Annotated in this window: 12 protein-coding genes; 11 read left to right on the top strand and 1 reads right to left on the bottom strand. The window is 67.9% G+C overall.

Going from position 1 to position 13,074, the window contains the following annotated elements; genetic code table 11:
* Nucleotides 1-131 precede the first annotated feature (131 nt).
* On the bottom strand, nt 132-1,166 hold the full coding sequence (locus AC0VYB_RS16010) for an IS30 family transposase (protein ID WP_009381402.1): 1,035 nt from the start codon (nt 1,164-1,166) through the stop codon (nt 132-134).
* Between the two features lie 663 nt (nt 1,167-1,829).
* Here AC0VYB_RS16010 and dnaK point away from each other — a divergent pair.
* From dnaK to AC0VYB_RS15955, 11 genes are all read left to right on the top strand, one after another.
* Entirely contained in the window at nt 1,830-3,704 is a 1,875-nt protein-coding gene (gene dnaK / locus AC0VYB_RS16005; protein ID WP_040342593.1) for a molecular chaperone DnaK, read from the top strand.
* Nucleotides 3,704-4,375 carry a nucleotide exchange factor GrpE gene (locus tag AC0VYB_RS16000; RefSeq protein ID WP_095376393.1) on the top strand — a complete coding sequence of 224 codons (672 nt, stop codon included), beginning with the start codon at nt 3,704-3,706 and terminating at the stop codon, nt 4,373-4,375. The genes dnaK and AC0VYB_RS16000 overlap by 1 nt, the downstream gene beginning before the upstream one ends.
* A gap of 214 nt (nt 4,376-4,589) precedes the next feature.
* The gene (locus AC0VYB_RS15995) at nt 4,590-5,639 is read left to right on the top strand and encodes a DnaJ C-terminal domain-containing protein (protein WP_009381311.1); all 1,050 of its coding nucleotides are present in this window, start codon (nt 4,590-4,592) and stop codon (nt 5,637-5,639) included.
* A gap of 14 nt (nt 5,640-5,653) precedes the next feature.
* Nucleotides 5,654-6,103, top strand: a complete 450-nt coding sequence (locus AC0VYB_RS15990) for a heat shock protein transcriptional repressor HspR (RefSeq protein WP_009381310.1) — start codon at nt 5,654-5,656, stop codon at nt 6,101-6,103.
* Nucleotides 6,104-6,561: 458 nt separating this feature from the next.
* Complete coding sequence (locus AC0VYB_RS15985) at nt 6,562-8,226, top strand: purine-cytosine permease family protein (RefSeq protein ID WP_475384842.1); 1,665 nt, start codon at nt 6,562-6,564, stop codon at nt 8,224-8,226.
* Entirely contained in the window at nt 8,226-8,528 is a 303-nt protein-coding gene (locus AC0VYB_RS15980) for an urease subunit gamma (protein ID WP_095376391.1), read from the top strand. The genes AC0VYB_RS15985 and AC0VYB_RS15980 overlap by 1 nt, the downstream gene beginning before the upstream one ends.
* A gap of 11 nt (nt 8,529-8,539) precedes the next feature.
* Complete coding sequence (gene ureB / locus AC0VYB_RS15975; protein WP_095376390.1) at nt 8,540-8,941, top strand: urease subunit beta; 402 nt, start codon at nt 8,540-8,542, stop codon at nt 8,939-8,941.
* Nucleotides 8,941-10,644 carry an urease subunit alpha gene (locus AC0VYB_RS15970; RefSeq protein ID WP_095376389.1) on the top strand — a complete coding sequence of 568 codons (1,704 nt, stop codon included), beginning with the start codon at nt 8,941-8,943 and terminating at the stop codon, nt 10,642-10,644. Before ureB ends, AC0VYB_RS15970 begins: the two co-directional genes overlap by 1 nt.
* An 11-nt stretch (nt 10,645-10,655) precedes the next feature.
* Nucleotides 10,656-11,393 (top strand): urease accessory UreF family protein, encoded by a 738-nt coding sequence (locus AC0VYB_RS15965; RefSeq protein WP_095376397.1) that lies wholly within the window; start codon nt 10,656-10,658, stop codon nt 11,391-11,393.
* Complete coding sequence (gene ureG / locus AC0VYB_RS15960) at nt 11,386-12,216, top strand: urease accessory protein UreG (RefSeq protein ID WP_095376388.1); 831 nt, start codon at nt 11,386-11,388, stop codon at nt 12,214-12,216. The genes AC0VYB_RS15965 and ureG overlap by 8 nt, the downstream gene beginning before the upstream one ends.
* Nucleotides 12,213-13,055: an urease accessory protein UreD gene (locus AC0VYB_RS15955; protein WP_475384841.1), complete on the top strand. Its 843-nt coding sequence runs from the start codon at nt 12,213-12,215 to the stop codon at nt 13,053-13,055. Before ureG ends, AC0VYB_RS15955 begins: the two co-directional genes overlap by 4 nt.
* The last annotated feature ends 19 nt before the right edge of the window (nt 13,056-13,074 follow it).

Below are 13,074 nucleotides of genomic sequence, written 5' to 3'. Positions count from 1 at the left end.
CGTAGGTATGAACTGAGCAGAGTGCTGAGTTCTCCGAAGACGGCTTGCTCTCAGTCTGCGATTTGGGCCGAGCGCGCAATGACTCGCTGTTGAACCGACTTGCGTCGTGACGGTCGAGAGGAGCGGCGATGTCAAGGCGTCGAAGCAACATGGGGCTCGCCGGCGAGCAGTCGAGCGAATGCCTCGGTGGGCGTGAGATAGCCCAGTCGGCGGCGGGGTCGATTGTTGATCTCCTCGGCGATGGTGGTGAGGTAGGGCTGGTGATCGGGGATCACCGTGCCCTTGGGCAGATACTCCCGGTAGAGCCGGTTCGTGTTCTCGTTGCTGGGCCTCTGCCAGGGCGAGTGGGGATCGGCGAAGTAGACCGGCATCGCCGTGGCCAGGGAGACCTTCGCGTGCTGGGCCATCTCGCTGCCCTGGTCCCACGCCAACGATGCCTTCATCATCTCGGGCAGGTCGTTGAAAAACTCGATGACCGCGTCAGCGGTTGGCTCGGCGTGTTTCGAGGGCAGGGCCAGCAGCCCGGTGAACCCGCTCATCCGCTCCACCAGCGTCGCCGCGCACGAGGTGCCGTTCTTCCCGATGATCAGGTCACCCTCCCAGTGCCCCGGCACCCGACGCTGGGCGGCGTCCTCACCTCGCTCCGCGATCGGGACCATACCTACGATTGGGCCACCGCGCGTCCGCCCGGTCGTACGTGGTCGGCGCTTGGTCCGCTTGGACTGCAGGAAGATGCCCTTGCGGGCGAGCTCACCCTTCGGGATTGCGTAGATGTACTGGTAGATAGCCTCACCGGAGACGGTTCGGCCGCGTGCGTCAGGAGAGTTCGCCATGCGTTCAACGGTCGGGTCTGTCGCCTCCAGACGCAACCGGCCCGCTATCTCGTTCGGCGTCCAGGACGCGGCCAGGTCGGCGTCCACCCTCGCCTGCAGCACCGGATCCCCCGCGACCTTCCGCTGCTGCGGGCGAGCTCGCCGACGCTGCGCTCTGACGTCTGCGGTCACGGCCTGGTAGCCGCGGGTCTTCGTCGAGTTCCGGTGAAGCTCCCGCGAGATCACCGACGGGCAACGCCCCAGGTGACGGGCGATCCTCCGCACCGACCAGCCCGCTTTCGAGGCCGCCGAGATCTCCGACCTGTCGCTGAACGACAACCCCACCCGCGCCATCTGCACACTCCACCGATCAGACCCCCGCCGACCGGGAGTGTTGCTTCGACGCTATGACACCACCAGCTGGCGAACTTGGCCAAGAGAGTGGGTGTATGAGTCGACCCGATCTTCAAAGCGGTCAGCCGCCAAGCGGCACCGTGCTCGTTCGTTGCAATGCTGGAGTGGCACTGCTTGCTAATGAATTCGCGGGTGGCCGCAGGCGATTCCTAAGGCAGCTCTTGCAGACGAGCATCTTCGATTTCCGGTGGCTTCCCTTGAGCGAGTGCAGGTTCGGAAGTCGGCGAACTGTGACTTGGGGGCGACGCCGACAGTTGGGAAATCACCTCTGAGTGGGCGCAGGTTCGTATCCTACTAGGTGCGTTCGCGCTCGAAGGCATAGCTCGAGCGTCTTTGTGCCGCAACGGTGCCTCGGAAGAACTCCTCGAAAAAAATTCTCCAGATGCGGAATAACCCGTCGCTCTAGAAAGTTGAGTCTAGTGTACGCAACTTTTACAGGCGGGGATTGACGATCTCAGCCGCGAAGAGAATACTTGAGTCCATCAGACTCAATGCGGACGGCGGTCCGACGAGGCGACACCGGGAGGCAGCTCCCGGAACGGCTTCCGAGGACGACCGCACGCATTCAGCCCGAGCCGACTCTGAGAGTTAAGGAGAAACGATATGGCACGTGCAGTTGGAATCGACCTCGGAACCACGAACTCCGTCGTCGCCGTCCTCGAGGGCGGTGACCCCAAGGTCATCGCGAACATGGAAGGCGGTCGCACGACCCCGTCCGTCGTCGCAGTCAACAAGAACGGAGACTCCCTGGTCGGCGAGATCGCCAAGCGCCAGGCCGTCACCAACGTGAAGAACACCGTGGCGTCCGTCAAGCGCCACATGGGCACCGACTGGGACACCGAGATCGGCGGCAAGAAGCTCACCGCTCCCGAGGTCTCCGCGCGCATCCTGCAGAAGCTCAAGCACGACGCTGAGGAATACCTCCAGGAGAAGGTCACCGACGCGGTCATCACCGTCCCGGCCTACTTCAACGACGCTGAGCGTCAGGCCACGAAGGACGCCGGTGAGATCGCCGGCCTCAACGTCCTGCGCATCATCAACGAGCCCACCGCCGCCGCTCTGGCCTACGGCCTCGAGCGCGGCAAGGAAGACGAGCTAATCCTCGTCTTCGACCTCGGCGGCGGTACGTTCGACGTCTCGCTGCTCGAAGTCGGCAAGGACGATGACGGCTTCTCGACCATTCAGGTCCGTGCGACCTCCGGCGACAACCGCCTCGGCGGTGACGACTGGGATCAGCGGATCGTCGATTGGCTGGTCGAGCAGGTCAAGAACAACTACGGCGTCGACCTGACCAAGGACTCGACGGCGATGCAGCGTCTCAAGGAGGCCGCTGAGCAGGCGAAGAAGGAGCTCTCGTCCGCGACGAGCACCAACATCTCCCTCCAGTACCTCTCGATGAGCGAGAACGGTCCGATCCACCTCGACGAGACCCTCACCCGGGCGAAGTTCGAGGACCTCACCAAGGACCTCCTCGAGCGCACGAAGGCCCCGTTCCACGCGGTGATGAAGGATGCCGGCGTGTCCGTCAAGGACATCGACCACGTCGTCCTCGTCGGTGGTTCGACCCGTATGCCCGGTGTCACCCAGGTCGTCACCGAGCTCACCGGAGGCAAGGAGCCCAACAAGGGCGTCAACCCCGATGAGGTCGTCGCGATCGGCGCCGCCGTCCAGGCCGGTGTGCTCATGGGCGAACGCAAGGACGTCCTCCTCATCGACGTCACCCCGCTCTCGCTCGGTCTCGAGACCAAGGGCGGCGTGATGACGAAGCTCATCGAACGCAACACCCCGATCCCGACCAAGCGCTCGGAGACGTTCACCACGGCTGAGGACAACCAGCCCTCGGTGTCGATCCAGGTGTTCCAGGGTGAGCGCGAGTTCACTCGCGACAACAAGAACCTCGGCACCTTCGAGCTCACCGGCATCGCGCCGGCTCCGCGCGGAGTCCCGCAGATCGAGGTCGCGTTCGACATCGACGCCAACGGCATCGTCCACGTCTCGGCCACCGACAAGGGAACCGGCAAGGAGCAGTCGATGACGATCACCGGCGGCTCGGCCCTTCCCAAGGAGGACATCGAGCGCATGGTCCGTGAGGCCGAGGAGCACGCGGAAGAGGACAAGAAGCGCCGTGAGGCCGCTGACGTCCGCAACAACGCGGAGAACCTCGCCTACCAGACCCAGAAGCTGCTCGACGACAACGCCGACAAGCTGCCTGAGGACGTCAAGTCGGAGATCCAGTCCGACGTCGACGCCGTCAAGGAAGCTCTCAAGGGCGAAGACGACGACGCGGTGAAGAAGGCGTTCGACACCCTCACCGAGAAGCAGCAGAAGATCGGCGAGGCGATCTACGCACAGCAGGAAGCCGGCGCCGGTGCTGCCGGCGGAGCCTCCGACCAGGGCGGCTCCGATGCCGGAACGGGCGCTGACGACGATGTCGTCGACGCCGAGGTCGTGGATGATGAGGACGAGGAGAAGAAGTAATGACCACCGAGGGCAACGATCCGTCGTCCGAGGAGCCACGCTTCACCTTCCATGACAAGCGCCGGGTCGATCCGGACACCGGTGAACTCCGTCCCGAGGCCGACGCCGAGTCGGCCTCGGGGGCCGGGGAGGGACAGGACACCGAGGAAGTGTTGGCCGATGCCAGCGACCTCGGAGTCGACATCCCCGCCGATGCCTCGGGGCTGAACGACACCGAGGCGGCCGCCGAGCCGGGTGGGGCCGAGCCCGCTCCCGGGTCCGAGGCCGCCGCCCACCTCGCCGATCTCAAGCGGATCAACGCGGAGTACGCCGCCTACCGGATGCGTGCCGACCGCGAACGAGAGCGGGCGGCAGCGGGCGGGACGATCAAGGTCGTCGAGGCCTTGGTCCCCGTCCTCGACGAGGTGCGTCTGGCGCAGGAGAACGGCGACGTCTCCGGGCCCTTCGAGGCCCACGTGAACAAGCTGCTCGACGCGCTGGCCAAGGTCGGCGTCGAACAGTACGGCGCCGTCGGCGACGAGTTCGATCCGCGGCTGCATGAGGCCCTCATGCAACAGCCGTCGGACGACGTTGAGGTGCCGACGGTCTTCATGGTCATGCAGCCGGGCTACCGCATGGGTGATCGCATCATCCGCGCGGCCCGCGTCGGCGTGCAGCAGCCGGAGGACTGAGGATCCCGACCCCGCCGAGGTGGGACCGCTTCCCAGCGTCCGTGAGCGGACACTGGGACGAAGGAACCGCCTCGGCGACGGTCCGGAGTCTCCGGGACGCACACGTTGTCCGGGGGCTGCGGATTGTGAGCAGACAGATGAGGGAAACGATGACAGAGCCGAGGCCAGGTGGCAGCGGCACGACGAAAAGGACAAGGAAGAAGGGAGGTGCCAGATGAGTACCGGACCGCAGAATGACTGGTTCGAGAAGGACTTCTACAAGACCCTCGGCGTCTCCAAGGACGCGACGGACTCCGAGATCAAGAAGGCCTACCGCAAGCTCGCGCGGAAGTACCATCCGGACGCGAATCCGGGGGACGCCGAGGCGGAGGCGAAGTTCAAGGAGATCGGACAGGCCCACCAGGTGCTGTCGAACAAGGAGTCGCGCGAACAGTACGACCAGGTCCGCGCGATGGGCAGCGGCGCCAGGTTCAGCGCCGGTGCCGGTGGTGCCGGCGGCGGAGGCGGGTTCGACGACGTCTTCTCCGACCTCTTCGGAGGCGGCGGTCGCACGCGCACACGCACGACCTACTCGCCCGGCGGCGGAGGCTTCGGCGGCGGATACGGCGACGTTCCGCCCGACCTCGCCGATCTGCTCAACGGCTTCGGCGGCGGTGCCTCCTACGGCGGCTACGGTGACAGCGGATTCGGCGGCGGCTACTCGCCCCCGGTCAAGGGCGGGGACATCAAGTCCTCGACCAATCTCAGCTTCACCGAGGCTGCCAACGGTGCCTCGGTCAAGCTGAAGATGCCGAACGGGAAGCCGCTGACCGTGCGCACCCCGATCGGGGTCAAGGACGGGCAGAAGATCCGTCTGGCCGGCAAGGGCAAGGCGAGCCCGAACGGCGGAGAGCCCGGCGACGTCATCCTCACGGTCCACGTCAAGCCGCACCCGGTGTTCACCCGCGACGGCGACAACCTGCGGATGGACCTGCCGGTGAGCTTCGACGAAGCGGCCCTCGGGGCCGAGGTCAAGGTGCCCACGCTCGGCGGACAGCCCGTCAAGGTGAAGATCCCCGCGGGCACGCCCTCGGGTCGGACCCTGCGCGTGCGCGGCAAGGGCGTGCAGACGAAGAAGGGCACGGGCGACCTGCTCGTAACCGTTGAGATCGTCGCCCCGAAGAACCTCTCGAAGGAAGCCAAGGAAGCGGTCGAGGCCTACAAGGCGGCGACCGAGTCCGAGGATCCGCGAGCCGGCCTGCTCGATCGGGCCAAGGCGAGCTGAGGCGGCGGGGCACCATGCAGTTCTCTCAGAGTGCGGCGCTCTACGTCATCTCCGTGGCAGCGGAACTCGCGGGCATGCACCCGCAGACCCTGCGGCAGTATGACCGGATGGGCCTCGTCACCCCGCAGCGGACGGCCGGCAAGGGCCGCCGCTACTCGGGGCGGGACATCGCCAAGCTGCGCCTGATCCAGCATCTCTCCCAGGACGAGGGCGTCAACCTCGTGGGGATCAAGAAGATCATGGAGATGCAGAACCAGATCGACGCCCTCCGGAGCCGGAACCAGGAGCTCGAGGAGGAGGCCCTCGCCCAGGCGGAGGCACGCGAGCGGGATGCCCGCGTGTTCGCCGCCGGGTCGAGGGGCGACGTCGTCTCGATCGCCCGCGGCCGGCGGCCGAAGGTGTCGCCGGAGTCCGGGACCGGAGCCGTGGTGCTCTACGACGACTTCCGGGCCCGGAGGGTGTGAGCGCCTGGCGGCGACGCGGCGCCGAGCGTCGGGCGGCGCCGGGCGTGAGCGAACAGGGGTGGCTGAGGCCGCCCCTTTTCTCATGCCCGGGGTGTTCCTCCGCGGCGTCGGGCGACCAGTGGCGTCGCTTCGAGCCGCATCCGCGCGCTGCCAGCTGGTTTGAGTCGGTTTTCGCCCGATGAGTCTGTTCACGCACCGACCGATCGGGCGAAAACCGACTCATTTGCGTGTGCGCGGGTCGGAGCGGCGCTCGGTTCCTGTGGCTCTGCCTGCAGGAAGCCCCTGAGCGCAGCCGATGTCCGCGGCTGCTCCCACAGCCACCACTGGCCACTGCGCGGACCTGTCCGCGAGATGAAACTATGGTCTCGAAACATGGACGAAACTCAGTCGACACGCACCGAAACAATCGCCTGCCAGGATGGGCGATGTTGGGATCGGGCGCGACTGAGAGGGCCACCATGAAAGAGACATCGGCGACACCGCCGCCGGGCAGCAGCGAGGCGAAGACCGCGGCGCGGGAGAGCCTCGAGGACTACACGCTGCGCTTCGCCCCGCGCTCCTACCGGACTTGGGCGCCGGCCGTCGTCGCGACGAGTGCGCTCGGCGGGATCGCCTACCTCGCGGACTTCTCGATCGGCGCGAGCATCGGACTCGCCCACGGTACGGCGAACGGGATCCTCGGCATCCTCACCGCGGCGATCATCATCTTCCTCACCGGGTGGCCGCTCGCGTTCTACGCCGCCCGCTACAACCTCGACCTCGACCTCATCACTCGCGGGGCCGGATTCGGCTACTACGGCTCGGTCATCACGAACATCATCTTCGCGACCTTCATCTTCTTCGCCCTCGAGGGCTCGATCATGGCGCAGGGACTCTACCTCGGCCTCGGGATACCGCGCCCGATCGGCTACCTCCTCTCCACGGTCATCATCTTCCCGCTCGTCATCTTCGGCATGAAGGCCCTCGCCCGGCTCCAGGTCTCAACGACGCCGCTGTGGCTCGTCCTCATGGTCGTGCCCGTCGGCTACCTCATCGCCTTCCAGCCCGACTCCGTGAGCTCGTTCTTCGCCTACCAGGGCGAGAGCGGGGAGAGCGCGAACTTCGCCTCGGCGATGCTCGCCGCCGGCGTCTGCCTCTCCCTCATCGCCCAGATCGCCGAGCAGATCGACTACCTGCGCTTCATGCCGCCGCGCACCCCGGCCAACCGTCGCAGCTGGTGGACCGCGGTCATCCTCGCCGGTCCCGGCTGGGTGATCTTCGGGGCGACGAAGCAGATCATCGGCATGTTCCTCGCCGTCTACCTCATCGCCAACGTCCCCGGAGCGACGCGCTTCGCGACCGAACCCGTCCAGCAGCTGCTCGCCACCTACGAGCAGATGATGCCGCAGTGGCTCGCGCTCCTGCTCGCCGTCGTCCTCGTCGTCATCTCGCAGGTGAAGATCAACGTCACCAACGCCTACTCCGGCTCGCTGGCCTGGACGAACGCATACACGCGGATCACCAAGCGCTACCCGGGACGGATCACCTTCCTCGTCGTCAACCTCCTCTTCGCGCTCGCGCTCATGGAGCTGAACATGTTCGACTTCCTCAACGCGATCCTCAGCTTCTACGCCAACCTCGCGATGTCGTGGATCTGCGTCGTCGCCGCCGACATCGCGATCAACAAGTACGTGCTCGGGCTCTCCCCGAAGACCCCGGAGTTCCGCCGCGGGATGCTCTACGACTGGAACACCGTCGGAGTCGTCTCCCTCGTCCTGTCCGGAGGAGTGTCGATCGCGATCTACTTCGGGGCCTTCGGCGCCGCCGTCCAGCCGTTCTCGCCGCTCTTCGCCGTCGGCATCGCGATCATCGCGACCCCGCTCATGGCGATCCTCACCCGCGGCCGCTACTACCTGCGCCGCCGCGACGACGGCATCGACGTGCCCATGCTCGACGACCACGGCAACCCCACCGACGCCACCCTGTGGTGCCACGTCACGGAGATGGAGTTCGAGCGTCCGGACATGATCGCCTCGGCGAAGCGCGGACCCAACGGTGAGACCCTCTACCTCAGCTCACTGGCACTGTCGACCGACCGCCTCGGCGAACACGTCCTGCCGGCCGACCCCGTGCGGGAGCGCTGATGCACTTTACTCCGGGCGACACGGAGAAGCTGCTGCTGTCGGTGGCCGGGATGATCGCCCGCGACCGGCTGGCGCGGGGAGTGCCCCTCAACCACCCTGAGGCCATCGCGCTGCTGAGCACGTGGGTCATCGAGCGCGCCCGCGAGGGGGCGAACGTCGAGGAGCTCATGGTCACCGGACGCGAGGTGCTCACCAGGGACGACGTCATGGACGATGTGCCGCCCATGCTCCACGACGTCCAGGTCGAGGCGACCTTCCCCGACGGGCGCAAGCTCGTCACCATCCACAACCCCATCGACTGACAGGACCACCCATGGCAGGGACGAGAGACCACGGGCCCGGGGCCGTACGGGTGCGCGAAGGCATCCGCGTGCTCAACCGGCGCAGCGCCCCCGACACCGGCACCGTGACCATCGAGAACACCGGCGACCGGCCCGTGCAAATCGGATCGCACATCCACCTGCCCGACGTCAACGACGCCCTGTCCTTCGATCGCCGAGGCGCGACCGGGTTCCGTCTCGACGTCCCCGCGGGGACGTCGGTGAGGTTCGAACCGGGGGCCTCGCGGACCGTGGCGATCGTCCGCCTCGGCGGGCGCAAGCGTGTCCCCGGCCTGCAGATCCGCGAGGAGGCAGCCGCCGCCGAGGCGGCGCGAAGTGACGAGGGTTCGTCCCCCGACGCGGGGGAGTCCGGCACCGAGGCGGGGGAGGGCTGATGGTCGAGATCTCAGCCCAGCGCTACGCCGCGCTCTTCGGTCCCACGGCCGGGGATCAGGTCCGCCTCGGCGACACCGATCTGTGGATCGAGATCGAGGAGGACCGCACCTTCGGCGGGGACGAAGCGGTCTTCGGGGGCGGGAAGTCGATCCGCGAATCGATGCTCCAGGGCACGACGAGCCGGGCCGAGGGTGCGCCGGACACCGTCATCACGAACGTCATCGTCCTCGACTGGTGGGGTGTCATCCGCGCCGATGTCGGGATCCGCGACGGCCGGATCACAGCGCTCGGCCGGGCCGGCAACAGCGACATCGCCGACGGTGTCGACCCCAACCTGGAGATCGGCGCCACGACCGACATCATCTCCGGAGAGGGGCGCATCCTCACCGCCGGGGGCATCGACTCCCACGTCCACCTCCTCTCGCCCTCGCAGATCCACGAGGCGCTCGCGACCGGCATCACCACCGTCGTCGGGGGCGGTACAGGACCGTCAGAGGGGAGCAAGGCGACGACGGTCACCCCCGGGGCGTGGCACCTGGGCAGGATGCTGCAGGCCCTCGATGCCCTGCCGGTCAACGTGCTGCTGCTCGGCAAGGGGAACACGATCTCGGGGGAAGCGCTCGCCGAACAGGCACTCGGCGGGGCGGCCGGCTACAAGATCCACGAGGACTGGGGTGCCACCCCGGCGGCGATCGACGCAGCCCTGCGCGCCGCAGGCACCCACGGACTCCAGGTGGCCCTCCACTCGGATTCGCTCAACGAATCCGGCTTCGTCGAATCGACGATCTCCGCGGTCGCCGGGCGCAGCATCCACGCCTTCCACGTCGAAGGCGCCGGCGGCGGACACGCCCCGGACATCCTCTCCATCGCCGCACTCGAGAACATCATCCCCGGGTCGACGAACCCGACGCTGCCGCACACCGTCAACACCGTCGCAGAGCACCTCGACATGCTCATGGTCTGCCACCACCTCAACCCGAGCGTGCCCGAGGACCTCGCGTTCGCCGAATCCCGGATCCGCGCGACGACGATCGCCGCCGAGGACGTCCTCCACGACATGGGTGCCCTGTCGATCACGTCCTCGGACGCGCAGGCGATGGGCCGGATCGGGGAGGTCATCACCCGCACGTGGCAGGTCGCCCACACGATGAAGCACTGGCGGGGCCGCCTCGGCGAATCCCCGCCGGCCGACAACGAACGCGCCCGCCGCTATGTCGCGAAGTACACGATCAACCCGGCCATCGCCCATGGTGTCGATGAGCACATCGGGTCGATCGAGGCGGGGAAGATGGCCGACCTCACCCTGTGGGACCCGCGCTTCTTCGGCGTCCGACCCGATCTCGTCATCAAGGGCGGGACGATCGCGTGGGCGGGGCTCGGCGATCCGAACGCCTCGATCCCGACCCCGCAGCCGGTGCTCATGCGCCCGGCCTTCGGAGATGCGATCGGGGCGGCGACCTCGGTGTCGTTCGTCGCTCCCGCGGCGGTCGAGGACGGGTTGCGCGAGAGGCTCGGGCTCCGGCGCCGGCTCGTCGCCGTCCGGCCGACACGGGAGATCGGGAAGAAGGACATGCGCAACAACGACATCCGCCCGGCCATCGACATCGACCCGGACACGTTCGCGATCGCTATCGACGGTGAGCTCGTCACCGCGGCACCGGCGACCGCCCTTCCGCTCACCCAGCTCTACCAGATGTTCTGATGGACAGCTCGATGAACGGTGGTTGCGGCGCTGCTGGAGCGCCCGGGGCCGCCTCGGCGACCCTCATGATGCTCCTTGCCGACGCCCGCCTGCCGGCCGGTGCCCACGTGAGTTCGAACAGCGTCGAAGCCGGGCTGTGGCAGGACCTCACCCCCGCCGAGGTGCCGGCGTACATGCGCGCCCGAATGCGCACGGTCGTCCGCGTCGAGGCCGGTGCCGCCGTCGTCACCCGCCATGCCGTCCGCAGGTCCGCCAGTGCAGACAGCGACGGCCGGCCGGACTTCTCCGACGACCTTGCTCAAGCACTCGAGTCGATCACCGAGGAATGGGCGGCCCGCACCCCCAGTCCCGCACTGCGGGAGATCGCCGAGGTGCTCGGGGCCGGGCTGCGCCGCGTCGCCGTCGTCCTGTGGCCGCAGCTGGCTGGCGTGCTGCCCCGCCGAGGGTGTCCGCGTCCCCTTGTGCTCGGTGCCATCGCCGCCGTCGCCGAGGTGTCGGCAGCCGACCTCGTGCGCATCGTCGCGTACGACGACGCGCAGACCGTCGCCGCTGCGACTCTCAAACTCGAACCGATGGACCCGATCTGGGCCACCGGTTGGGTGCTCGAGGCGTGCACCGCCATCGAGTGCTCCGTCGCCGACCTGGCGACGCTCACCGTCCCGGCAGCGATCCCCGCTGCCGGGGCACCGCTCATCGAGGACTGGGCAGAGATCCAGTCCGCACTTCCGAGGAGGCTGTTCCGTGCCTGAGTTCCCCACCCCACACCGGGCCCTGCGCCTGGGCGTCGCCGGGCCCGTCGGCACCGGCAAGAGTTCGCTCATCGCGATGATCTGCCGCGCGCTCGCCGCCGAGATCCGCATCGGCGTCATCACCAACGACATCTACACCGACGAGGACGCGCGCCTGCTCCGGGCCGCCGGGGTCCTCGAACCCGAGCGGATCCGCGCGATCGAGACCGGCGCGTGCCCGCACACCGCGATCCGCGATGACGTCACCGCCAACCTCGCCGGTGTCGAGGAATTGGAAGCCGACTTCGATCCTCTCGACCTCGTCCTCGTCGAATCCGGCGGCGACAACCTCACCGCGACGTTCTCCCCGGCGCTCATCGACGCCCAGATCTTCGTCCTCGACGTCGCCGGCGGCGGTGACGTGGCCCGCAAGGGCGGGCCGGGAATCGGTCGGGCCGACCTCCTCGTCGTCAACAAGACCGACCTCGCCCCCTACGTCGGTGTCGACGTCGAGCTGATGATCTCCGACGCCGAGGCGGCACGGGAGGGAGCGCCGGTCCTCGGGCTCTCGCGTCTCGACGAGGAATCCGTGGCCCACCTGCGCACGTGGCTGCTCGACCTGCTCGAGAAGCATCGGGCCGGTGCCCATGAACCGCAGGATCCGGGCCCGATGGCACCGCACTTCCACGCCGATGAGGACGGCGGATACATCCACTCCCACGCGGACGACGAGCACGAGCACGAGCATGCACTCAGTCACGCCGAGACTTCCGGGACGGGGACTGCCTCGCCGGAGTCCGGGTCGGAGCAGCCCGAGCCCGCGGTCGCGGACGCCCGGGGATGACCCTCATCGCGGTCGAGCAGGTCGCCGGCCGCGACCTGCCTCAGCTGCGTCTCACGCCGGGTCTCATGCAGCCGCGGCTCATCTCCCGCGCGGCAGGCGGGCGCGCGCATGTCGCGATCGTCGCCGGGGGAGCGGCCCTGCTCGGCGGGGATACGGTGTCCCTCGGGATCCGAGTCGGTCCAGGGTACAGTCTGCTCATCGAGGACGTCGGCGGGACAGTCGCCTATCCCTGTCGCGATGTCGACTCCCGGCGGGACGTCGACATCGACGTCGCCGACGGCGGCAGCCTGATCTGGGAGACGTTTCCGTTCGTCGTCGCCTCGGGTGCGCGCGTGCGGCGCTCGACCCGGGTGCGCTTCGGGGCCGGTGCCACGGTCTGCCTGCGGGAGACGCTCGTGCTCGGGCGATCGGGAGAGCACGGTGGGGCGATCACCGGCGCCACCGAAGTCCGCGACACGACTGGTGCACCGTACTTCGTCGAGGAACTCGCCATCGACGGGAGCGCTCCGGAACCGGGAGTGATGGGAGCTGCCTCGGTGCTCGACACCGCGATGCTCTTCGGCCGGCGCAGCGACACGGATGCACGCGGCGACACGGACGGGCACGGTCGAATCCTCCACCTCGCCCGGCCAGGAGCGATCGCGCGAGCAAGCGGGACGCACACCCACGACGCGCACGTCGACGCCGTGTGGGAGGTGTGGACGAAAGCGACCACGACCGGTGACGACTCGACCGTCTCCAGGCGGAGAGTTCCACAGACGACACCAGCCCAGCACACCGACCCAGCGATGACAGACGACACCAGTCCAGTGACGACAAACGACTCAGCCCAGCGATGACAGTCGACAGCACACCGAC

Source organism: Brevibacterium sp. Z349TD_9 (genome assembly GCF_056173565.1).
Note: the sequence above shows the minus strand (reverse complement) of the source record. Positions and strands in the feature narration are given on the sequence as shown.

Bases quoted from the DNA above. Each gene is read 5' to 3' on its own strand.
- AC0VYB_RS16000 (WP_095376393.1), top strand. From the start codon at position 3,704: ATGACCACCGAGGGCAACGATCCGTCGTCCGAGGAGCCACGCTTCACC.
- AC0VYB_RS15985 (WP_475384842.1), top strand. From the start codon at position 6,562: ATGAAAGAGACATCGGCGACACCGCCGCCGGGCAGCAGCGAGGCGAAG.
- AC0VYB_RS15970 (WP_095376389.1), top strand. From the start codon at position 8,941: ATGGTCGAGATCTCAGCCCAGCGCTACGCCGCGCTCTTCGGTCCCACG.
- dnaK (WP_040342593.1), top strand. From the start codon at position 1,830: ATGGCACGTGCAGTTGGAATCGACCTCGGAACCACGAACTCCGTCGTC.
- AC0VYB_RS15965 (WP_095376397.1), top strand. From the start codon at position 10,656: ATGAACGGTGGTTGCGGCGCTGCTGGAGCGCCCGGGGCCGCCTCGGCG.
- AC0VYB_RS15995 (WP_009381311.1), top strand. From the start codon at position 4,590: ATGAGTACCGGACCGCAGAATGACTGGTTCGAGAAGGACTTCTACAAG.
- AC0VYB_RS16010 (WP_009381402.1), bottom strand. From the start codon at position 1,166: ATGGCGCGGGTGGGGTTGTCGTTCAGCGACAGGTCGGAGATCTCGGCG.
- AC0VYB_RS15955 (WP_475384841.1), top strand. From the start codon at position 12,213: ATGACCCTCATCGCGGTCGAGCAGGTCGCCGGCCGCGACCTGCCTCAG.
- AC0VYB_RS15990 (WP_009381310.1), top strand. From the start codon at position 5,654: ATGCAGTTCTCTCAGAGTGCGGCGCTCTACGTCATCTCCGTGGCAGCG.
- AC0VYB_RS15980 (WP_095376391.1), top strand. From the start codon at position 8,226: ATGCACTTTACTCCGGGCGACACGGAGAAGCTGCTGCTGTCGGTGGCC.
- ureB (WP_095376390.1), top strand. From the start codon at position 8,540: ATGGCAGGGACGAGAGACCACGGGCCCGGGGCCGTACGGGTGCGCGAA.